Below are 19,611 nucleotides of genomic sequence, written 5' to 3'. Positions count from 1 at the left end.
GCTTAGAGCGCACTCCACATCGTTGGCTTGGTAGTCATGAAGTACACGCAGCTCGGACGCACAGGACTCAAGGTCAGCCGACTCGTCCTCGGCACCATGAACTTCGGTCCGCAGACCGGCGAGGCCGACAGCCACGCCATCATGGACGCGGCACTGGACGCGGGAATCAACTACTTCGACACCGCGAACGTGTACGGCTGGGGCGAGAACAAGGGCCGTACCGAAGAGATCATCGGAAACTGGTTCGCCAAGGGCGGCGAGCGGCGCGACAAGACCGTGCTCGCCACCAAGGTGTACGGGAACATGGGCGCCGACGGCGACTCCTGGCCCAACCACGACAAGCTCTCCGCGCTCAACATCCGGCGGGCGGTGGACGCCAGCCTGAAGCGGCTCCAGACCGACCACATCGACATCTACCAGTTCCATCACGTCGACCGCGACACTCCCTTCGAGGAGATCTGGCAGGCGATCGACACTCTCATCCAGCAGGGCAAGATCCTCTACGTCGGGTCCAGCAACTTCCCCGGCTACAAGATCGCCCAGGCCAACGAGATCGCGGCGCGGCGCGGCGGCACCATCGGCCTCGTCAGCGAGCAGTGCCTCTACAACCTCGCCGAGCGACGCGCCGAGATGGAGGTCATCCCGGCCGCGCAGGAGTACGGGCTCGGGGTCATCCCCTGGTCGCCGCTCCAGGGCGGACTGCTCGGCGGGGTCATCAAGAAGGAGATCCAGGGCGGACGCCGGGCGAGCGGACGCGCCGCCGACACCCTCGCCAACCCCGCCGGACGCGCGCAGATCCAGTCGTACGAGGATCTGCTGGAGAAGCACGGCCTGGAGCCCGGCGAGGCCGCCCTGGCCTGGCTGCTGACCCGTCCGGGCGTCACGGGCCCCATCGTCGGCCCGCGCACCGCCGAGCAGCTCGAGTCCGCGCTGCGCGCCGTCGAGCTGGAGTTGAGCGAGGAGCTGCTGACCTCGCTCGACGAGATCTTCCCGGGTCCGGGGCCGTCTCCGGAGGCCTTCGCCTGGTAGCCCGCGAGGGCACCGCGCACAGCCCGAGGGCGGCGCGCAGAGGGCGGCGGCGGGTCGGCTACTGGCCGACTGCCGCCGCCAGCGCCACCACGACGAACATCAGCACGAGCACGCAGGCCATGATCCGGTTACGAGTCTTGGGGTCCACGGGGTCGAGGCTATCGGGCCCGAGCGGGGCAGCCTCAGGCGCCTGCCCCGAGCGGCCACCGTGCCACCGTCTCGTAGCGGGGCTGCTCCCCCGGCACCCCCGACGTCGGCAGCTCGCTGCGTACGAGACTCAGCTCGCCCACCGTCCACTCCCGCCCGGCGAAGTCGTCCAGGACGGTGACGTACGCCTCGAAGTCGGTGTCGGAGCGGCTGCGGGCCACCGTGAGGTGGGGCCGGTAGCGGCGGTGGTCCTCCATCGAGATGCCCGCCTTCCTGGCCGCCGCCTCCGCACGGTCGGCGAGGAGGCGCAGCGTGCGGACGTCACCGGACGCCCCCGCCCACAGCACCCGGCCGCCGAAGTGGCCGCCGCCGCGCAGGGAGAGGGCGAAGGGGGCGGTGCGGTGGGCCGCGCGCGCCAGCCGTTCCGAGAGGTCCGGCACCACGTCCTCGGCCACCTCACCGTAGAACGCGAGCGTGAAGTGCCAGCCCGGGCGGCCCGTCCACCGCAGCCCCTCCGCACCCGGCAGCCGCCGCAACTCGTCCACCACTGAGCCGAGTTCACTCGCCACGCCCTCAGGCGGCAGCACGGCCGCGAAGAGTCTCATGCCGTCACCCTTCCAGGGAGTGCCCCTTCCAGGGAATGGATCATCCGGCGGGCCTCCCGGACGGGACGAGGCCCGTTACACCGCCGCGGTCAGCGGCTCCCGCTGCTGCTCCTTCGCTACGAAGCGCACGTGGGGATGACCGCGGTTCCAGCCGAGGGAGAGGCGAAGGCCGCCGAGGCGGGCCAGGACCAGGCCGATGGTGATCGCGGAGAGCGTCGAGATCAGTCCGCCGAGGGCGAAGCCGATGCGCGGGCCGTAGGCGTCGGTGACCCAGCCGACGAGGGGCGCCCCCAGCGGCGTACCGCCCATGAAGACCATCATGAACAGGGCCATGACGCGGCCGCGCATGGCGGGGTCGGTGCCCATCTGGACCGAGGTGTTGGCGGTGACGTTGACCGTCATGCCGAAGACGCCGATCGGAACCATGAGGAGGGCGAAGAGCCAGAGCGAGGGGGCCACGGACGCCACCACCTCCAGGACGCCGAAGGCCACCGCCGCGGCGATCAGGACGCGCAGGCGGGCCGTGCCGCGGCGGGCGGCGAGCAGCGCGCCGGCCAGGGAGCCGACCGCCATCAGGATGTTGAACAGGCTGTACGCGCCGGCGCCCGCGTGGAAGATGTCGTCCGCGTAGGCCGAGAGCCAGACCGGGAAGTTGAAGCCGAAGGTGCCGATGAAGCCGACGAGGACGATCGGCCAGAGCAACTCGGGGCGGCCTGCGACGTAGTGGAGTCCCTCGCGGAGCTGGCCCTTGGCGCGTGGGGCGCGCTTGACCATGTGCAGGTCGCGGGTGCGCATCAGCAGCAGGCCCGCGACGGGGGCCACGAACGACAGGCCGTTGAAGAGGAACGCCCAGCCGGTACCGACGCCGGTGATCAGCACACCCGCGACGGCGGGGCCGACCAGGCGGGCGGACTGGAAGTTGGCGGAGTTCAGGCTGACCGCGTTCTGTAGCTGCTCCGGGCCGACCATCTCGGAGACGAACGACTGGCGGGCCGGGTTGTCGAGGACCGTGACGAGGCCGGCGACGAAGGCGGCCAGGTAGACGTGCCAGACCTGGACGTGGCCGGAGAGGGTGAGGAAGGCGAGCGCGAGGCCGGTGACGCCCATGGCCGCCTGGGTGGCCAGCAGGGTCGGGCGCTTGCGCAGGCGGTCGACGAGAACGCCTCCGTACAGCCCGAACAGCAGCATCGGCAGGAACTGCAGCGCGGTGGTGATGCCGACCGCGGCGGACGAGCCGGTCAGGCTCAGCACCAGCCAGTCCTGAGCGATGCGCTGCATCCAGGTGCCGGTGTTGGAGACGACCTGGCCCATGAAGAACAGGCGGTAGTTGCGGACCTTCAGCGAGCTGAACATCGACGAGGGGGTGTGTGGGGTGGGCAGGGTGTCGTGGGTGGCTGGTGCGGGGGCGGAGTCTGCTCCGGGTCCCGAACTCAAAAGGGCTCGCCTCCTAGGCGTAGGGATATACGGACGGCTGGCGTCGTCCTGAGACGGTGGACGGCGTTGCACAGCGTCGTGTGCCACCACCGCCACCGCCGCGGCTGCGATTCAAATCTGTGCGAGCTTCTCCAGAACGGGAGCGGCCGCGCGGAGCTTGGCCCACTCGTCCTCGTCGAGGCCCTCGGCCAGGCCGGCCAGCCACGCGTTCCGCTTGCGGCGGGCCTCTTCGAGCATGGCCTCGGCCTTGTCGGTCTGCGTGACGACCTTCTGTCGCCGGTCGTCGGGGTGCGGCTCCAGCCTGACCAGTCCCTTGGCTTCGAGCAGCGCGACGATGCGGGTCATCGACGGCGGCTGCACATGCTCTTTGCGAGCGAGTTCACCCGGCGTGGCGTTGCCACAGCGGGCGAGGGTGCCGAGCACCGAGATCTCGGTGGGGCTCAGCGACTCGTCGACCCGTTGGTGCTTGAGTCGGCGCGACAACCGCATGACTGCGGAGCGGAGGGAGTTCACGGCGGCAGCGTCGTCGCCATGGGCAAGGTCAGGCATGTTCCTTAGCATAACTCATTACTCTCCCTAAAGACCACCATAGTGCCCGCGAAACCGGAAACTGAATCTCTACGTCACTCATATGAGTGATCCAGATCCGGAAAGTGACCCCTCACCCCACCGGGGAACGCGACCCTCGACTCCATGGGGACCAGCGTGCTCAGCCTGCGGATAGACGGGGAGCTGCTCAACCGGCTCCGACACCACGCCGCCAAACGCGGAATGAGCGTCCAGGACTATGTGGTCCGGACGCTCGTTCGCGACGACTTCGACGAGCGGTTCCAGACCGCGGTCGAGGAGACGGAGAAGTTCTACGGGGTCACGTGAGCGGCCCTCGTACGGCTGCTCACGTCAGCCCCAGCGCCGGCATCAGGTAGTAGAACCCGAACACCGCCGCCACCACGTACATCGCGACCGGGATGTCACGGCCGCGTCCCGCCACCAGGCGCAGCACCACGAAGGTGATGAAGCCCATACCGATGCCGTTCGTGATCGAGTAGGTGAACGGCATCATCACCATCGTGATGAAGGCCGGGATGGCGATCGTGTGGTCCGCCCAGTCGATCTCCTTGATCGACCCCGCCAGGATCATGAAGCCGACCGCGAGCAGCGCGGGGGTGGCCGCCTGGGACGGGACCATGGTGGCGACGGGGGTCAGGAAGAGCGCGACGGCGAAGAGCCCGCCGGTGACGACGTTGGCGAAGCCGGTGCGGGCGCCCTCGCCGACGCCTGCCGTGGACTCCACGAAGCAGGTGGTGGCCGAGGAGGAGGTGGCGCCGCCCGCGGCGACCGCGATGCCGTCGACGAAGAGGACCTTGCTGATGCCGGGCATGTTGCCCTGGGCGTCGGTCAGCTTCGCCTCGTCACTGACGCCCATGATCGTGCCCATCGCGTCGAAGAAGCACGACAGCAGCACGGTGAAGACGAAGAGGACGCCGGTCAGCACACCGACCTTGCCGAAGCCGCCGAAGAGGCTGACCTTGCCGACGAGCCCGAAGTCGGGGGTCGCGACCGGGTTGCCGGGCCACTCCGGGGTGGTCAGACCCCAGGACGGGACGGCGGCGACGGCGTTGATGATCACCGCGAGGACGGTCATCGTGACGATCGAGATGAGGATCGCGCCGGACACCTTGCGGACCATCAGCGCGAGCGTGAGCAGCACACCGAGGACGAAGACCAGGACGGGCCAGCCGTTGAGGTGACCGTCGGCGCCGAGCTGGAGCGGGACGGTGGTCTGCGCGATGTCCGGGATGCGCGAGACGAAGCCGGAGTCGACCAGGCCGATCAGCATGATGAACAGGCCGATACCGATCGCGATGGCCTTGCGCAGGCCCAGCGGCACGGCGTTCATCACGCGCTCACGCAGCCCGGTGGCGACCAGGAGCATGACGACGATGCCTGCGAGGACCACCATGCCCATGGCGTCCGGCCAGGACATCCGCGGGGCGAGCTGGAGCGCGACGACCGTGTTCACGCCCAGACCGGCGGCCAGCGCGATCGGCACGTTACCGATGACACCCATGAGGAGCGTGGTGAACGCCGCGGTCAGCGCGGTCGCGGTGACCAGCTGGCCGTTGTCCAGCTGGTGCCCGTACATGTCCTTCGCGCTGCCGAGGATGATCGGGTTGAGCACGATGATGTAGGCCATCGCGAAGAAGGTGGCGAACCCGCCACGGATCTCGCGCGGCAGCGTGCTGCCCCGCTCGGAGATCTTGAAGTAGCGGTCCAGTGCGCCCTGTCCGGGCCGGGGCTCCGGCTGCTCCGGGGTGGGGGCCTTGGTGAGGGCCGAGGTGGACATGCGTGACCTCATACGTGCGGGGGCCCTACGGGGCCGGTGGGCGCCGGGCGGGACGGCGCCGGGCTGGGAACTTGATCGAGTCTGGCCGCTGCATGATCACCGGCGGGTTTCCTGGGTGTTTCTGTTGGTGTTTCGTACGAACAGAAAGAGCCAGACTCGGGCGGTTTCAGTATGAACATATGAGTCCTTAATCGCCATCTCCGCGCGTAGACCATGCAGGGACCCTTGGTATACAAGGTCGGCACCGACCTGCGCGGAGACCCGCGCGGGGTGCTCGTAAGCTGTCCCCATGGCGAAGTGGACCCCCAAGCACGAGGCGCCGGAGCCCCTGGAGGGGCCCGTCGTCGCCACCATCACCGGCCTCACGATTCTCTGGTTCGTCCTCTTCCTCGTACAGCTGCCGTTCTACGGCTGGTTCGACGACCACGGGCACACCTGGTGGGTATGGACGTGCCTGGTCGGCGCCGGTCTCGGACTGATCGGCATCTGGTACGTCCGCGGACGCGAGGCGGCCCTCAAGCGGGACACGGCACTCAAGGCTGCCGCCGACTCCCCCACGGAGCAAGCCGGCACCGACTCCCCTACGGAGTAACCGCCCCCGCCTACACCCACGGCATCATTCACCGCCACCGCCCGTCCTCCCCTGGTCGGATCTTTGGGGCACTCGGCGGGTGAAGCCGTATATCCGCACGTACCGTCGAACGCATGACGCACATCGACGCGGGCGCCGAACTCGATCCCGTTCACCCCGTGCCCCTACCTGCCTCCCCCTCCGGGCGGGCGCAGGGGCTGTCCGCCGCCGAGGTGGCCCGGCGGGTGGCGCGCGGTGAGGTGAACGACGTACCCGTACGCAGCAGTCGCTCCGTGCGGGAGATCGTCCGGGCGAACGTCTTCACCCGGTTCAACGCGATCATCGGTGTGCTCTGGCTGATCATGCTGTTCGTGGCGCCGTTCCAGGACAGCCTGTTCGGGTACGTCATCCTCGCCAACACCGGGATCGGCATCATCCAGGAGTGGCGGGCCAAGAAGACCCTGGACTCGCTCGCGGTGATCGGCGAGGCGAAGCCGACCGTACGCAGGGACGGGGTCGGCGCCGAGGTCAGTACGTCACAGATCGTGCTCGGGGACCTGATCGAGATCGGGCCGGGGGACAAGATCGTCGTCGACGGCGCGTGCGTCGAGGCCGACGGCCTGGAGATCGACGAGTCACTGCTCACCGGCGAGGCCGACCCGGTGGTCAAGCAGCCCGGCGACGAGGTGATGTCGGGCAGCTTCGTGGTCGCGGGCGGCGGCGCGTTCACGGCGACGAAGGTGGGCCGGGAGGCGTACGCGGCGCAGCTCGCCGAGGAGGCGTCGCGGTTCACGCTCGTCCAGTCCGAGCTGCGGACGGGTATCTCCACGATCCTCAAGTACGTGACGTGGATGATGATCCCGAGCGCGATCGGCCTGGTCATCACCCAACTGGTGGTCAAGCAGAACGACTTCAAGGGCTCCGTCGCCCGGACGGTCGGCGGGATCGTCCCGATGGTCCCGGAGGGGCTGGTCCTCCTCACCTCCGTCGCCTTCGCGATCGGCGTCATCCGGCTCGGCCGGCAGCAGTGCCTGGTGCAGGAGTTGCCCGCCATCGAGGGGCTCGCCCGCGTCGACACCGTCTGCCTCGACAAGACGGGCACGCTCACCGAGGGCGGCATGGACGTCACCGAGGTCCGCCCGCTGGGCGGCAGCGACGAGAGTTACGTACGGAAGGTCCTCGGCTCGCTCGGTGAGTCGGACCCGCGGCCGAACGCCTCACTCAAGGCGATCATCGACGCCTACCCGGACAGCGAGGACTGGCGCTGCACGGAGTCGCTGCCCTTCTCCTCGGCACGCAAGTACAGCGGGGCGACGTTCAGCGAAGGGAACGGCGAGGCGAGTACCTGGCTGCTCGGCGCCCCGGACGTGCTGCTGTCCGACGGGGATCCGGCGCTCGCCGAGACCGAGCGGCTGAACGAGGCGGGGATGCGGGTGCTGCTGCTCACCCGGGCCACGAAGGAGCTCGACGATCCCGCCGTCACGGAGGGCGCGAAGCCCACCGCCCTGATCGTCCTGGAACAGCGGCTGCGCCCGGACGCGGCGGACACCCTGCGGTACTTCGCCGAGCAGGACGTCCAGGCCAAGGTCATCTCCGGCGACAACGCGGTGTCGGTGGGCGCGGTGGCCGGGAAGCTCGGGCTCAGCGGCGCGGTCGTGGACGCGCGCCAACTGCCCACCGAGCAGGCGGAGATGGCGAGGTCGCTGGACGAGGGCACGGTGTTCGGGCGGGTCACCCCGCAGCAGAAGCGGGACATGGTGGGCGCCCTGCAATCGAACGGGCACACCGTGGCGATGACCGGCGACGGCGTGAACGACGTACTGGCCCTGAAGGACGCCGACATCGGGGTCAGCATGGGCTCGGGCTCCGAGGCGACCCGCGCCGTGGCGCAGATCGTGCTGCTCAACAACAGCTTCGCGACGCTGCCTTCGGTGGTCGCGGAGGGCCGACGGGTCATCGGGAACATCACCCGGGTCGCGACGCTCTTCCTGGTGAAGACGGTCTACTCGGTGCTGCTGGCCATCCTGGTGGTGTGCTGGCAGGTCGAATACCCCTTCCTGCCACGCCACTTGACCCTGCTGTCCACCCTGACGATCGGTGTCCCGGCGTTCTTCCTCGCTCTCGCCCCCAACAAGGAGCGAGCGAGGCCCAACTTCGTCCGGCGGGTGATGCGGTACTCGATCCCCGGGGGCGTGATCGCGGCGGTGGCCACCTTCGTCAGCTATCTGATCGCCCGTCACCACTACACCGGGACCGGCGCGTTGGCCGCGGAGACGAGCGCCGCGACGCTGACGCTCTTCCTGATCTCGATGTGGGTGCTGGCGATCGTCGCCCGGCCCTACACCTGGTGGCGGATCACCCTGGTCGCGACCATGGGCGGGGCGTTCCTGCTGGTGCTCGTCGTGCCGTGGCTGCAGAACTTCTTCGCGCTGAAGCTGGTCGGGGTGACGATGCCGTGGATCGCGGTGGGTATCGCGGCGGTGGCGGCGGTCGCCCTGGAGCTCACCTGGAGGTGGGTCGACCGCCGCTTTCCCGCGTAACCGCGGTGCTGCCTACTTCACGTCGATGTAGTCACCCGCGGCGGTGGAGGTCCCGACGGTCGAGACGCCCGCGTAGGTGTAGCGGTAGTAGCCGTCGACCGAGGCCTTCACCGTGGTCTTCAGCGCGCCGCCCGAGGTCGACTTGATGGTCTTGACGTTCTTGTACGTCGTGGTACCGGCCTTGCGGAACTGAAGAACGACCGACTGACCGCTGAGGCCCGTGTACTTGTTCGTCTCCCAGTCGGCACGCGTCAGCTTGCCGGTGACCGTGATGGTCTTGCCCTTCTTGACCGGCTCCGGCGCGGCGTTGACGGTCAGCTTCGACTGCCGCTGCACGTTGGGAGAGGTGAAGCCGCCCTGGTCGGCGACGCCGACCTTGGTGATGTCGAAGCTGGTGCTCGACGGGTCCTGACCGTTGTACGCGTAGGCCAGGCCGGCGGCCTTCCAGGCGCCGGCGTCCGAGTTGACCAGGTAGCCCTCGTTGGCGTAGATGTCGATGTCGGCCACGCAGGAGGCGACGGTCGACGAGGTGGGGGTGCAGGTGCCCGGGTCGTCGCCGAACTGGAAGTTGTCCGGCGTGTCGAACGAACCCCTGTAGATGTACGGGCCGTTGAGGAAGTCGGCGGCGGTGATGTCGACGTCGGCGGCGTGGGTCAGGGTGTACGTGACCGGGATGGTGACGTGGGTCGTGGCGCCGACGACGATCGGCTTGCCCTTGTTCACCTTGATGTTGGAGAAGGTGACGTCGAGGGCGTACGGCTCGTCCACGGCGGCGGCGGAGGCGCGGAACGCGCTCGTGCCGGAGGTGGCGGCGTGGGCGGCTTCCCGCACCTTGGTGGCGTCCGCGCGGTAGGTGGAGCCGGAGTCGGCGGCGTGCGCGCCGGGTACAGCGAAGGCGGAGAGGGCCAGGGCGCCGGAGACGGCGGCCACGGTGGCTCTGATGCGCATGCGATCCCCAAGTGGAGAAAGGGGCCCGCCGGTGGTCGTCCTTACGGCTCGTTTCACACCTGGGGCCCACGTGATGTCGGAGTCTGTTGACTCGCATGATGAGATGCCTGGCGGGGTGCAATTGGTTGTACGGATGAGACGGATTTTGCCCACGAATGACCAACGGCCCCCGGGGGAAACCCGGGAGCCGCTCGAAGGACGCTGTTACTTCACGTACGACTACTTGACGTCGACGTAGTCACCGGCGGTGGTGACCGCGGCGGTGGTCGCTATGCCCGTGTAGACGAAGCGGTGGTAGCCGTCGACGGACGCCTTGACGGTGGTCTTCAGGGCGCCGGTCGAGGTGGACTTGATGCCCTTCACGCTCGCGTAGGTGCTGCTGCTCGCCTTGCGGAACTGCAGGCTCACCGACTGGGCGTTGACGCCGGCGTACTTGCGGGTCTCCCAGTTGGCGCGCGTCAGCTTGCCGGTGACCGTGATGGTCTTGCCCTTCTTGACCGGCTCCGGCGCCGCGTTGACCGTCAGCTTCGACAGCCGCTGGACCTTGTGGGTCTTGTAGAAGTCGTTCCAGTAGACCTCGCCGTCCGTGGACAGGGCGCCCACGGTGACGTGCCAGTTGCCGGCCAGGGCGTTGGCGTACAGGTCGCCGATGCCGTCCTCCGTGTTGAAACCGGGTGTGGCCGTGATGGTGAGCTTGCAGTTCGACGTCGTGGCGTTGACGGCCGCGCACTTGGCCGCCTCCTCGTTCGGCGGGAGGAAGCCGTCGAAGTCGGTGTCGACGTCCGTTCCGTGCCACAGGTCGATGTAGGCGTCCGCGATGCCGCTGGCGTGGCTGGCCGTCACGGACACCGTGAAGGTCTTGGCAGCGGTGGTGCCGACGACGACGTTCTTGTTGGCGTTCACCGAGAGGTTGGAGATGGTGAAGTCCTCGGCGGCCGCGCTGAACGTCGACTTGGCGGGCGAGGTGCCGAAACGCTCCGCGGCACTCGGCCGGTCCAGGCTCACGCCACTCTGCGCGTCGGCCTGCGCAGCCGGGATGACGAGGGCGGAGAGGGCCAGGGCGCCGGTGACGGCGGCCACGGTGGCTCGTATACGCATGTGTTCCCCACGTTGTAGGGACCCCGCGCTGGTCGTTCGCTACGGCTCGTCGTCGGCGCGGGACCCAAATGATCATGTGAGCCTGTTGGCTCACATGATCAGATGCGCGACGGAGGTGAATAGTTGTACGACTGGTGAGGAATTTGTGCGGGAGATGGCAAAACGGCCGCTCTCGCCGATCGCGGTCAGTCGAACCAGCGGTCCCGCTCCAGCTCCTCCGTCCGGGACGGGTCCTCCAGGAGGGCCGCGACCTCGAAGCGGCGCGGCCACTGGCCGGCCGCCCAGGCGAGGGCGGCGGCGACACCCTCCAGGGTGGCGGCGTGCAGCACCCCGTCCCGGGTCCGGAGCCAGTCCAGCTCCACCCCGTCGACGACCAGTTCCTCGTGCTCGATGTACGACGCCGGGGTGGCGGGCCCGAGCAGCACCCGCACCGACGCCGGTACGTCGTGCTCGGCGCCCTCGGAGTCGACCTCGCCCGTCACCGACTCGCTCAGCCGCCGCACCTGGAACAACTCGGCCAGTTCGGCGGCCCGCGCAGGCCGTACCGGCAGCAGCGGCACACCGCCGGTGAAGGGCAGCAGGTCGGGTGAGTCCACGACCATGGCGTCGGCCGCGTCCACGACGGTCACCTGCCCGTCGACCACGGCCCGCAGCTCGTCCGGCAGAGTGACCTGCTCGGGGTCGAGCTCGGCCAAGGCGCCGTAGAGAGCGTGCAGTTGGGCGCCGGAGACCTCGCGGTCCGGGTCGGCGAGACGCTCCAGGAGCTCGGCCGCGCCGCCGGGTTCGTCGAGGAGGGCGGCCACCGAGGTCCGTACGCCCAGCGCCCGCAAGACCTGCTCGTCCTCGAAACCGCTCGCGTCGGCGGCGTCGTAGAGACCGTGCAGCAGCGGGTCGCCGCCCGCGGACCGCAGCCCGGCCGGACGACGCCCGTCCAGGACGGGGTTACCGCGCAACCACCAAGCCGTGTACGACCGTACGATCTCGTGCGTCCCGTCCGGCAGCAGCAGCCGCACCGGCTGGGTGAGCGCGTCCCGCAGCGGCGGCTGCGACAGCAGGGCGAGGGCCTGCGGCCAGCGGTCGTCGTCGACGAGATCCAGATCCCGTACGGCGACGATCTCGGTGGCGACGGGCGGCACAGGTGTGTCGGGCAGCCGGTCCAGGACGTCCTCGCACCACACGTCGACGGCGTCGAGCAGACCCGCGTCGTCGGGCTCCGCGAAGTCGGAGTCGCGCGGCTCCAGTTCGTCCGGGTCCAGGACCACATCGGTGGCGCGTACGAGGGTGAAGTTGGCGAGGACGCCACAGGCGGCCAGCGGCTGCTCACCCCAGCGGTCGGCCAACTCGGCGTCGACGAAGGCGAGTTCGTCCTCGCGCATGACCTGGGCGAACGGGCTGCCGGGCAGCACCAGTTCGCCTGCGGGCACCAGCTCGCCCTCGTCGTCGGGGAGCGCGAGGGCGCCGAGCCAGGGCTCGTCACCGGGTTCGAGACCGGCGGCGCGGACCAGCGCGAGGACGGTGTCGGCCAGCTCCTCGGCGTCCGGGGCGTCCTCGTCCCAACTGCCACCATCGTCATCCAGCGAGGCCGCTACGGCGGCGCGCACCTGCGGGGTGGTGAGGACCGCACGGGGGGTGGCCGGGAGAGCGCCCAGCTTCTCCAGGAGCGGATGGGCGGCGTCCGGGTGGGCGACCTTGAGACCGAGCCGGGCAAGGGTGTCCGGGGCGGCGGCCTGGGCGTCGTCGGCCAGGGGCAGCAGGACCTGGCGGGGGCCGATGGTCGTACGCCCGTCGGCGAGCGGCACGGGCAGCCCGGAGAGCCGGTCGGGGTCGACGCCGGAGAGGCTGTCGTACAGCCGCCGCCACCAGCCCGGGTCCTTCTCCAGGCCCGCCAGCCGGTCCACGGCCTCGGTGAGCGGGACCCTGGCAATGCCCAACGTCCGCAGTTCCGCCCGGCGTTCGAGCCCGGCGGGCAGCAGGCTGGGCAGCACCTCGGCGAGTACCCGGACGGTGTCGGCGCCGGCGCCCTCGACGACCTCGGCGTCACGGGGACGCAGAGCGACGGGGTTCTCGGCGAGGCCGGTGCCGGTACCGGCGTCGGGCCAGTCGAGGGGGGTCTCCGGGACGGCGGTGTCCGGCGGGGCCGCGGGCGGCAGGAACGCGGTGCGCGGCAGCCGCTCCAGGATCGCCTGCCGCAGGGAGCCGTCCAGTTCGCCCTTGCCGAGCGGGCCCGGCACGAGGTCGATGATCCCCGTGGCCACCGGGCTCCAGGCGGCGAGCAGTTCGGCGTACGCGTCCGCCGCGCGCTCCACGATGAAGGCGGTGAGGGGGCCGGGGGCCGCGTGACGGCGGGTGGTGTCGAGCGGCAGGGAGGCGATCAACAGCGCGGGGACGCCCAGGGGTTCGTCGCTCGGCGTGGGCGCGTGCACGACGGGGCTGGTGCGGGGCTTGGCCGGAGCGCCGTCGGCGTCCACGGGGACGGCCCAGGTCACCGACCAGTGCGGGCGCAGCCGTTCCTCCACCGGACGGTCGGCGAGCAGCGCGGGTTCGAGGGCGCCGTGGCGGGAGACGGTACGCCAGCGGGTGGTGCCGTCGCGGGAGTCCTCGATGACGACGCCGTGCTCGTCGGCGCGGCGGCGCAGGGTGCGCACGTCCTCGTCGCCGGTCTCGACGACGACCTCTTCGAGGCCGGGCAGCGCGAGAAGCAGCGCGTCGTCGACGTTCTGGAGAAGCCGCTCGGCGAGATCCTGCGCGGCGGGGTCCCGCAGCGGGAGGATCACCGCGGTGTCGTACGGGTCCGGGGCCGTGCCCTCGGCGGCGAACGGCAGCCGGAGCAGGGGCACATGACCGTCCCGGCGACGGACTTCGTCACCCAGTCCCGGGCTGTGGCGGGCGGTCTCCGAGGCCAGGTCGCGGGCCTCGGCGAGGGACCAGCGGACGCCGCCGTGCCGGCCCACCACCGCGGGCTCGTCGGTCACCGCGAGGACCGCGGCGAAACCGACGCCGAAGCGGCCGACCGCCGTGTCGTCGGCGTCCCGCTTCGCGGAGGCACGGAGCGTGGAGAGCGACTCGACGCCCGTCGCGTCGAGAGGGGCGCCGGTGTTGGCCGCGACGAGTACGCCGTCGCGCAGGGTGAGCCGGAGGCGGCCGGGTACCTGGGCCCGCGCCGCGGCGTCGGCCGCGTTCTGGGCGAGCTCCACGACCAGACGGTCGCGGTACCCGCCGAGTACGAGGTCCTCCTCGGCGTTGGCGTCCTCGCGGAACCGTGCGGGGCTGGTCGCCCAGGCGTCCAGCACACCCCTTCTGAGACGGGCGGTCCCGAACGGGTCGGCACCCTGGGCTGCGGGCCGCACGAACTTGCTCACTGTGGCTCTCCTCATCGGCGTGACGATGAAGGTACCGCGAGGCGGCGCCGGGCACCCCGCCAGCCCATGCCGAGGTCGAGCCGCCCGGCGAAGACTAGGCGTGACCTGGGGAACGCCGGGCGGCGAGGGCCTCGCCGAGGCGGTCCAGGAGGAGGAAGAAGACGGGGACGCAGAGGAGGGGGATGCCCACGAAGAGCAGGATCGAGAGCGTGGGCCGGTCAGTGAAGATCATCCAGAAGTCGCGGACGAACAGGGCGACCACGACGACCAGGCTGGCGCCCAACGCCCGCTGCCACGCCGTGCGCCGTCGCGCCTCTCGCCCGATGCGCTCCTCCACCTCGGGCCGCGTCTCAAGGGACGTGAGCCCGAGCCCTACGGCGGTGGCGCCCAGGCCGGCGACCTCGGCGATCGGGTCGCCCAGCTGAAGCTCGTCGAGGTGGGGGAGGCGAACCCGGCGCCCGTCGGTGCGGTAGAGATACGCAGGCCAGTGGGGGCTGCCCCACCCTCTGTTCTCGACCCGGATGCCGTAGATCTCGGTCCAGGCCCAGGTGCGGGTGCGCAACGGCCCTCGTACGGTGATCCCGTCCGCCGTGACGAACGTCCGCGCCCGCCACTGCTCCAGGACCACCCGGACACCGACGGACAGCCAGAGCGCCGGGACCATCACGCCCGAGGCCTTCTGTCCGGACAGCGTCGTCGCGTTCAGCACTCCGATGGCGACTATCACCGCCACGGCCACCAGGCTGACGTACGCCGCCGGCACAACCCGCCGCCCGCGGTACTCCCGCTCGATCCCGTCGTTCATCGCAACTCCCCCGCTTTCAAGGCCCTGCATGGCAGACGTATGAGGGCGGGGGGATGTTATATCCGGTCGCTGTGAATGCGTACGGGCCGGAGTGCGCAGGTCAGATCCGGGAACCCCGGGACGCGTACGGCACGAAGTCGGCCCAGGCCTGGGGGGTGAGGGCGAGTTGGGGGCCGGTGGTGAGGCACTTGGAGTCGCGGACGTGGATGGTGCGGGGGGCTACGGCGATCTCGACGCAGGAGTCGCCCTCGCTGCTGCTGCTGTGGCTGCTCTTGAACCAGTCCAGCGCGATCTCGACGCAGGAGTCGCCCTGGGTACCGCCGCTGTAGCTGCTCTTGAACCACGCCAGTTCGGAGCCGTCCCCGGTGGAGGCCTTGCGGATCATGTTTCTCCCAGCAATTGCTCGATGAAGACCAGGGACTCCCGTGGGGTGAGTGCCTGCGCCCGGATGATGCCATACCACAGTTCAAGGATGCGGAGTTGTTTCGGTTCTGAAGTCGGGCGACCGCTGTACGCACCGTCAGCTCGCCCCACTGCTGTCCCGTCCGGGAACTTCAACAACTCGATCCTGCCGTCCAACCCGGGATGGGCTTCGGTGTTCGTCGGCATGACCTGAAGTGTGACATTGCGCAACCGCCCTACCTCCAACAGACGTTCGAGCTGCTGCCGCCACACCATTGTGCCCCCGACCCGTCGACGCAGCGGCGCCTCCTCCAGGACGAAGTGGATAGAAGGAGCCGGGTCTCGTTCGAAGACGGATTGTCGGGCCAGACGGGCGGCCACCATGCGTTCCACGTCGTCCGGCGAGTACGGCGGCTGTGCTGCCTCGATCACGGTCCGCGCGTGATCCGGCGTCTGCAACAGTCCAGCGATGATGTTGCACTCATACACGCCGATCTCGACCGCCATGGCCTCCAACTTGCCCAGCTCCCGAACCCTCTTCGGATACCGGACCCTCTTAACGTCCTCCCACGTCGCCGAAATCAGCCCACCCGCCCCCAACACCTCGTCCGCCCTGTCCAGATACTCCTGCCGAGGGATCCGCTTCCCTCCCTCGATCTTGTAGACCAAGTCCTCGCCGTACCCGACCGCCTCCCCGAACTCGGCAGCCCGCATGCCGGACGCCTCTCGCCGCAGCTTGAGCTGCCGCCCCACCGTGGCGATGACCGCGACTCCCCACTCGTCGTCGGGATCCACCTCCCAACCCGGCTCGTCCGCCTCGGTCCTGAGCCGACCCGCGCCCGCGTCCACCGACATCCCGCACCCCTCCGTCGTACGACCGTGCCGCAACGCCCCTACCCCTACGCCCGCCCCCGACAGCCCGGACACCACCGGACAAGCTCCGGACAGTCACCGTACGCATCGGCGTCGTCACTGTTCACGGTAGGCGCGCACGGCCACGCTGAGTGACGTGAACCAGGAAACCTCCACCCTCATCCGCAACTTCAGCGTGCCGCTGTCCCCCACACCACGCGGAGCCCGTCTCGCCCGCCTGCTCGCCACGGAGCAACTCCGCGACTGGGGCCTCCCGTTGGAATCGGCGGCGCACATCGTGGCGGAGCTGGCGGCGAACGCGGTCACGCACGGTCGGGTCCCGGGCCGGGACTTCCGGCTCACGCTCTACGTCGTCGGCGACACCCTCCGTATCGAGGTCACGGACACCAGAGGTGACCGCGCCGCGCACGCTCAACACCCCGTTGCCGACGCGGAGTCGGGCCGGGGGCTGCTTGTCGTGGACGCCCTCGCCACCCGCTGGGGCACGAACACCGGTCCGCACCCTCGCAAGACCGTATGGGCCGAAGTCACCCTCCCGTCCCCGTCACCACCGAAGCCCAGTCCTCTGAGCTCCGGTGACATGGGCGGTCTTTCCCAAGAACCACTGGGGAGAAAGAACCCTCACCAAGCCCCACCCCTCCCGCCCGCAGCGCAAACTCACTCGCGAGAGTGAACATCACCAACTCGGCTGGATTCGCCCCCGGTTGCCTGCCCTACGCTCAGCGCGACAACCGCAGACCACTGCGGACATACAACGGCCCTCGCCGGGACTGGCATCCCAATGCGAGGGCCTGACCACCAAGGAAGTCAGACCCTTCCCGATGGACACGCAAAACCCTAGCGCCCCCGCGCGCCCCCAGTCCCGTACTCGGGCCAGGAATCGCCCCCACTCCGGGGTGATTCACGACAACGGCCGCCACACCGAGCGCTTCACGGTGGTCGGCAACCACCTCGCCCAGCACCCGGAGTTGTCGGGCCTCGCCATCGGACTGGCCGTCCACATCCAGTCCCTCCCCACCGGCGCCGCCGCCGACATCAAGACCCTCGCGGCCCGTTTCCCGGAGAGCCCGGCCCGTATCGCCGCCGCCCTGCGCGAGTTGGAAGCCCACGGCTACCTGCGCCGCACCCGCGAACGCGTTCCCGGCGGGCGCATCGTCACCCGGACCGTGTCCTGCAACCGACCCGGACACCGCGACCAGGCCGCCGACACCCCCAAGCCACCGCGTCGACGCCCGGACGCCACCCCACCCCGTAAGAAACTCCCGCCCGTCCCCCAGCCCGCCTACCCCGCCCCCACCCTCCTCCAGCAGGCGACCGACCTCCTCGCCGGCCTCCGCCGCCAGGACCCCCGTCTCCTCCTCTCCGCCACCGACGCCGAACACCTCACCCCCGGCGTCGCCGCCTGGCTGGAGCGCGACCTCACCCCCACCGCCGTACGCCACGCCCTGACAGCGGACCTGCCACCCGAGGACCTACGCCGCCCGGCCGCCTTCCTCGCCCACCGCCTGACCGCCCAACTGCCACCGCCACCGCCGCCGTTCCGGGCCCCGGCCCCACCCCCGGACGTACGGCACCCGCTCCAGAACTGCGACGGCTGCGACCACGCGTTCCGCTCCCCCACTCCCGGCCGCTGCCACCACTGCCGATCCGATCTCCCGGAGGCCGCCTAGCATGGTGATCCTTGCCGTTCCCGCCACCGAGGAGCCCTCTTCGCCGCCGCCCCGGCCGGATAGCCTGGGCAGGGCACTCCTGGAGGACACCATGAGCACACTGGCCGACCACGGACGCGAGCTGATTCCCCGCCCCGCGCAGACCCCTGACGCCCTGCGCGCGGCCTTGGCCGTCGTTGCCCCGGGCCGCTTGGAGGAGATGCAGGCCACGAAGGACGAAGCCTTTGCACAGGCTGTCGAGTGGCAGTCCCTGAGCCCGGTGCAGAGCTGGGTCCTGATGTGGGCCAGGGATATCGAGATCGCCCGCCGCCCCGGTCTTTCCTCTCGTCTCGCCCGCGCGCAGAGCACGCTGGAACACCAGGACCCTGCCATCGCTGGGGAAGCCCTGCGGGAGCTGAGCGCTGTGCTGGACGAAGCCATGAAGGCAGTGCGCGGTTGAGTTGGAAATGGGAGTACGCCTTCGGCGCGGAAGAAGCCGCCCGCACCGCTCCGGCCGACTTCCTCGCCAGAGTGGAGAGAAAGGCGGATGAGCTGGTCAGAGCCTTCGAAGCCGTCCATATCCACGGCCGGTCCCACCAAGGCGTCGATCCGAAGGGCGGCAACATCATCGTGCCGGGCGGCATGTTCACATACCAGGTCGTCGTGCGCAGCGAACGCGTCTACGTCGTTCAGATCGCCTGCCTGGGATTCTGAACCTCTGCCGCGCCCCCTGACCTAAGAGTGGCCCAACTCCGCCGCGGCCTCGTCCGAGATCTCCGGCACCGACCCCGAGTCCGCCGCCGGGCGCAGCGGGAAGGGGTCCACCCGGGTCTCGTCGATCACGTGGGGCGCCGGGCGCGGTGGTGCGGGCATGACCGCGGCCTCGGAGTGGCCGCCGCACCCGTAGGCGAGGGAGACGACATGTCCGTCAGCCGGTGAGAACTCGTTCGCGCAGACCCCGAACGCCTGACCGAGCGAGCCCCCGATCCGGTTGAGGAAGCCACAGCTGACGCACGCCGCAGGCGCCGCCTGCGCCATGGGCGTCTTCGGCCCGTACGACTCTTCCCAGCGGTCCGCCGCGACATGCAGCCCGTACCGCGACAGGACGCGCGCACGGCGCAGCCCCAGCTCCTCGGCGACCGACGCGATCGAACCGCGCATCGGCGCGAGAAGCAGGCCCGCGGGCGTCACACCCGAGACCTCGGCGTCCTCCGCCTCCACCAGCTCGGCCATCTCCTCGGAGAGGGGCGAGTTCGGCGGGGGCTCGTCCTCACCGGTGTAACCCGGCTCCAGGCGCAGATCCTCGGCGTCCGTGGGCAGCAGGTCACCGGGACCGAGGTCACCGGGGCGCAGCCGCTCGCTCCACGGCACCCACTCGGGGGCGAGGAGGGAGTCGGGGCCGGGCAGCAGGACCGTCTCGTCGAGGGTGACGAGCTTCGCGCGGGAGGCGCGGGCGACGGTCACGGCCCAGCGCCAGCCGCGGTAGCCCATCTCCTTGCATTCGAAGAAGTGCGTGACGACTCGGTCGCCTTCGGAGACGAGTTCCACATGCTCGCCGACGACGCCGGGTGCGGCTGCCTCCTCGGCGGCGGCGCGGGCAAGGTCGACCGCCTCGGCGCACAGGCGGTCGGGGGTGCGGCTTCGCGTGGTCGCTGCGCTCACAGGTATCGCTTCTCTCCTACGCCGTCTCACGGGTGCGCCATTCCACGGCGGGGGTGCGGACGGAGCGGACCGGAGGACCGCGTCGACGTCCGCGCCCGATCGCACTCGGGCGCACCTACGCCATCCATTGTGCGGGATGACC

The 19,611-nt window shown here is 70.0% G+C and carries 19 protein-coding genes; 8 read left to right on the top strand and 11 right to left on the bottom strand.

Annotation, left to right across the window (positions count from 1 at the left end):
- The first annotated feature begins 36 nt into the window (after positions 1–36).
- A complete protein-coding gene (locus tag ACIPC1_RS27650; protein ID WP_402521540.1) occupies positions 37–1,029 on the top strand; it encodes an aldo/keto reductase in 993 nt (330 codons plus the stop codon).
- A 182-nt stretch (positions 1,030–1,211) separates the two neighbouring features.
- Here ACIPC1_RS27650 and thpR read toward each other — a convergent pair whose 3' ends face one another.
- From thpR to ACIPC1_RS27635, 3 genes are all read right to left on the bottom strand, one after another.
- A complete protein-coding gene (gene thpR, locus ACIPC1_RS27645; protein ID WP_402521538.1) occupies positions 1,212–1,781 on the bottom strand; it encodes an RNA 2',3'-cyclic phosphodiesterase in 570 nt (189 codons plus the stop codon).
- A 75-nt stretch (positions 1,782–1,856) separates the two neighbouring features.
- Positions 1,857–3,134 (bottom strand): MFS transporter, encoded by a 1,278-nt coding sequence (locus tag ACIPC1_RS27640; RefSeq protein ID WP_402521536.1) that lies wholly within the window; start codon positions 3,132–3,134, stop codon positions 1,857–1,859.
- A 192-nt stretch (positions 3,135–3,326) separates the two neighbouring features.
- Complete coding sequence (locus tag ACIPC1_RS27635) at positions 3,327–3,764, bottom strand: MarR family transcriptional regulator (protein ID WP_365432505.1); 438 nt, start codon at positions 3,762–3,764, stop codon at positions 3,327–3,329.
- Positions 3,765–3,908: 144 nt separating this feature from the next.
- Here ACIPC1_RS27635 and ACIPC1_RS27630 point away from each other — a divergent pair, with 144 nt between their 5' ends.
- Positions 3,909–4,091, top strand: a complete 183-nt coding sequence (locus ACIPC1_RS27630) for a ribbon-helix-helix protein, CopG family (protein ID WP_365432508.1) — start codon at positions 3,909–3,911, stop codon at positions 4,089–4,091.
- A 19-nt stretch (positions 4,092–4,110) separates the two neighbouring features.
- Here ACIPC1_RS27630 and ACIPC1_RS27625 read toward each other — a convergent pair whose 3' ends face one another.
- The gene (locus tag ACIPC1_RS27625) at positions 4,111–5,562 is read right to left on the bottom strand and encodes an NCS2 family permease (RefSeq protein WP_402521533.1); all 1,452 of its coding nucleotides are present in this window, start codon (positions 5,560–5,562) and stop codon (positions 4,111–4,113) included.
- 289 nt (positions 5,563–5,851) lie between these two features.
- Here ACIPC1_RS27625 and ACIPC1_RS27620 point away from each other — a divergent pair, with 289 nt between their 5' ends.
- Together ACIPC1_RS27620 and ACIPC1_RS27615 are read left to right on the top strand one after the other, a co-directional pair.
- On the top strand, positions 5,852–6,154 hold the full coding sequence (locus tag ACIPC1_RS27620) for a DUF2530 domain-containing protein (RefSeq protein WP_402521531.1): 303 nt from the start codon (positions 5,852–5,854) through the stop codon (positions 6,152–6,154).
- Between the two features lie 113 nt (positions 6,155–6,267).
- A complete protein-coding gene (locus ACIPC1_RS27615; protein ID WP_402521529.1) occupies positions 6,268–8,673 on the top strand; it encodes an HAD-IC family P-type ATPase in 2,406 nt (801 codons plus the stop codon).
- Between the two features lie 12 nt (positions 8,674–8,685).
- Here the strand turns inward: ACIPC1_RS27615 and ACIPC1_RS27610 are convergent, their stop codons facing one another.
- The 6 genes from ACIPC1_RS27610 to ACIPC1_RS27585 all read right to left on the bottom strand — a co-directional run bounded on the left by ACIPC1_RS27610 (position 8,686) and on the right by ACIPC1_RS27585 (position 16,140).
- Positions 8,686–9,621, bottom strand: a complete 936-nt coding sequence (locus ACIPC1_RS27610; RefSeq protein WP_402521527.1) for a hypothetical protein — start codon at positions 9,619–9,621, stop codon at positions 8,686–8,688.
- 219 nt (positions 9,622–9,840) lie between these two features.
- Positions 9,841–10,719, bottom strand: coding sequence for a calcium-binding protein (locus ACIPC1_RS27605; RefSeq protein WP_402521525.1), 879 nt, complete (start codon positions 10,717–10,719; stop codon positions 9,841–9,843).
- A gap of 185 nt (positions 10,720–10,904) precedes the next feature.
- Positions 10,905–14,078: a sacsin N-terminal ATP-binding-like domain-containing protein gene (locus tag ACIPC1_RS27600; RefSeq protein WP_402521523.1), complete on the bottom strand. Its 3,174-nt coding sequence runs from the start codon at positions 14,076–14,078 to the stop codon at positions 10,905–10,907.
- A 94-nt stretch (positions 14,079–14,172) separates the two neighbouring features.
- Positions 14,173–14,883, bottom strand: coding sequence for a PH domain-containing protein (locus ACIPC1_RS27595; RefSeq protein WP_402521521.1), 711 nt, complete (start codon positions 14,881–14,883; stop codon positions 14,173–14,175).
- A 100-nt stretch (positions 14,884–14,983) separates the two neighbouring features.
- Positions 14,984–15,268: a DUF397 domain-containing protein gene (locus ACIPC1_RS27590; RefSeq protein ID WP_402521519.1), complete on the bottom strand. Its 285-nt coding sequence runs from the start codon at positions 15,266–15,268 to the stop codon at positions 14,984–14,986.
- A complete protein-coding gene (locus ACIPC1_RS27585) occupies positions 15,265–16,140 on the bottom strand; it encodes a helix-turn-helix domain-containing protein (protein ID WP_402521516.1) in 876 nt (291 codons plus the stop codon). The genes ACIPC1_RS27590 and ACIPC1_RS27585 overlap by 4 nt, the downstream gene beginning before the upstream one ends.
- Positions 16,141–16,294: 154 nt before the next feature.
- Here ACIPC1_RS27585 and ACIPC1_RS27580 point away from each other — a divergent pair, with 154 nt between their 5' ends.
- The 4 genes from ACIPC1_RS27580 (at position 16,295) to ACIPC1_RS27565 (ending at position 18,521) form a co-directional block, all read left to right on the top strand.
- The gene (locus ACIPC1_RS27580) at positions 16,295–16,831 is read left to right on the top strand and encodes an ATP-binding protein (RefSeq protein ID WP_402521514.1); all 537 of its coding nucleotides are present in this window, start codon (positions 16,295–16,297) and stop codon (positions 16,829–16,831) included.
- A gap of 148 nt (positions 16,832–16,979) precedes the next feature.
- The gene (locus tag ACIPC1_RS27575; protein ID WP_402521511.1) at positions 16,980–17,828 is read left to right on the top strand and encodes a helix-turn-helix domain-containing protein; all 849 of its coding nucleotides are present in this window, start codon (positions 16,980–16,982) and stop codon (positions 17,826–17,828) included.
- Positions 17,829–17,919: 91 nt separating this feature from the next.
- Positions 17,920–18,267: a hypothetical protein gene (locus ACIPC1_RS27570; protein WP_402521508.1), complete on the top strand. Its 348-nt coding sequence runs from the start codon at positions 17,920–17,922 to the stop codon at positions 18,265–18,267.
- Entirely contained in the window at positions 18,264–18,521 is a 258-nt protein-coding gene (locus ACIPC1_RS27565; RefSeq protein ID WP_384391400.1) for a hypothetical protein, read from the top strand. Before ACIPC1_RS27570 ends, ACIPC1_RS27565 begins: the two co-directional genes overlap by 4 nt.
- A gap of 21 nt (positions 18,522–18,542) precedes the next feature.
- Here ACIPC1_RS27565 and ACIPC1_RS27560 read toward each other — a convergent pair whose 3' ends face one another.
- Positions 18,543–19,469, bottom strand: coding sequence for a DUF3027 domain-containing protein (locus ACIPC1_RS27560; RefSeq protein WP_402521505.1), 927 nt, complete (start codon positions 19,467–19,469; stop codon positions 18,543–18,545).
- Positions 19,470–19,611 lie beyond the last annotated feature (142 nt).

It is taken from the genome of Streptomyces sp. NPDC087263, assembly GCF_044744645.1.
GTDB lineage: Bacteria > Actinomycetota > Actinomycetes > Streptomycetales > Streptomycetaceae > Streptomyces.
Note: the sequence above shows the minus strand (reverse complement) of the source record. Positions and strands in the feature narration are given on the sequence as shown.

Excerpts from the sequence above, each read along its gene's own strand:
- ACIPC1_RS27650 (WP_402521540.1), top strand. The coding sequence starts at position 37 with ATGAAGTACACGCAGCTCGGACGCACAGGACTCAAGGTCAGCCGACTC.
- thpR (WP_402521538.1), bottom strand. The coding sequence starts at position 1,781 with ATGAGACTCTTCGCGGCCGTGCTGCCGCCTGAGGGCGTGGCGAGTGAA.
- ACIPC1_RS27640 (WP_402521536.1), bottom strand. The coding sequence starts at position 3,134 with ATGTTCAGCTCGCTGAAGGTCCGCAACTACCGCCTGTTCTTCATGGGC.
- ACIPC1_RS27635 (WP_365432505.1), bottom strand. The coding sequence starts at position 3,764 with ATGCCTGACCTTGCCCATGGCGACGACGCTGCCGCCGTGAACTCCCTC.
- ACIPC1_RS27630 (WP_365432508.1), top strand. The coding sequence starts at position 3,909 with ATGGGGACCAGCGTGCTCAGCCTGCGGATAGACGGGGAGCTGCTCAAC.
- ACIPC1_RS27625 (WP_402521533.1), bottom strand. The coding sequence starts at position 5,562 with ATGTCCACCTCGGCCCTCACCAAGGCCCCCACCCCGGAGCAGCCGGAG.
- ACIPC1_RS27620 (WP_402521531.1), top strand. The coding sequence starts at position 5,852 with ATGGCGAAGTGGACCCCCAAGCACGAGGCGCCGGAGCCCCTGGAGGGG.
- ACIPC1_RS27615 (WP_402521529.1), top strand. The coding sequence starts at position 6,268 with ATGACGCACATCGACGCGGGCGCCGAACTCGATCCCGTTCACCCCGTG.
- ACIPC1_RS27610 (WP_402521527.1), bottom strand. The coding sequence starts at position 9,621 with ATGCGCATCAGAGCCACCGTGGCCGCCGTCTCCGGCGCCCTGGCCCTC.
- ACIPC1_RS27605 (WP_402521525.1), bottom strand. The coding sequence starts at position 10,719 with ATGCGTATACGAGCCACCGTGGCCGCCGTCACCGGCGCCCTGGCCCTC.
- ACIPC1_RS27595 (WP_402521521.1), bottom strand. The coding sequence starts at position 14,883 with ATGAACGACGGGATCGAGCGGGAGTACCGCGGGCGGCGGGTTGTGCCG.
- ACIPC1_RS27590 (WP_402521519.1), bottom strand. The coding sequence starts at position 15,268 with ATGATCCGCAAGGCCTCCACCGGGGACGGCTCCGAACTGGCGTGGTTC.
- ACIPC1_RS27585 (WP_402521516.1), bottom strand. The coding sequence starts at position 16,140 with ATGTCGGTGGACGCGGGCGCGGGTCGGCTCAGGACCGAGGCGGACGAG.
- ACIPC1_RS27575 (WP_402521511.1), top strand. The coding sequence starts at position 16,980 with ATGGACACGCAAAACCCTAGCGCCCCCGCGCGCCCCCAGTCCCGTACT.
- ACIPC1_RS27570 (WP_402521508.1), top strand. The coding sequence starts at position 17,920 with ATGAGCACACTGGCCGACCACGGACGCGAGCTGATTCCCCGCCCCGCG.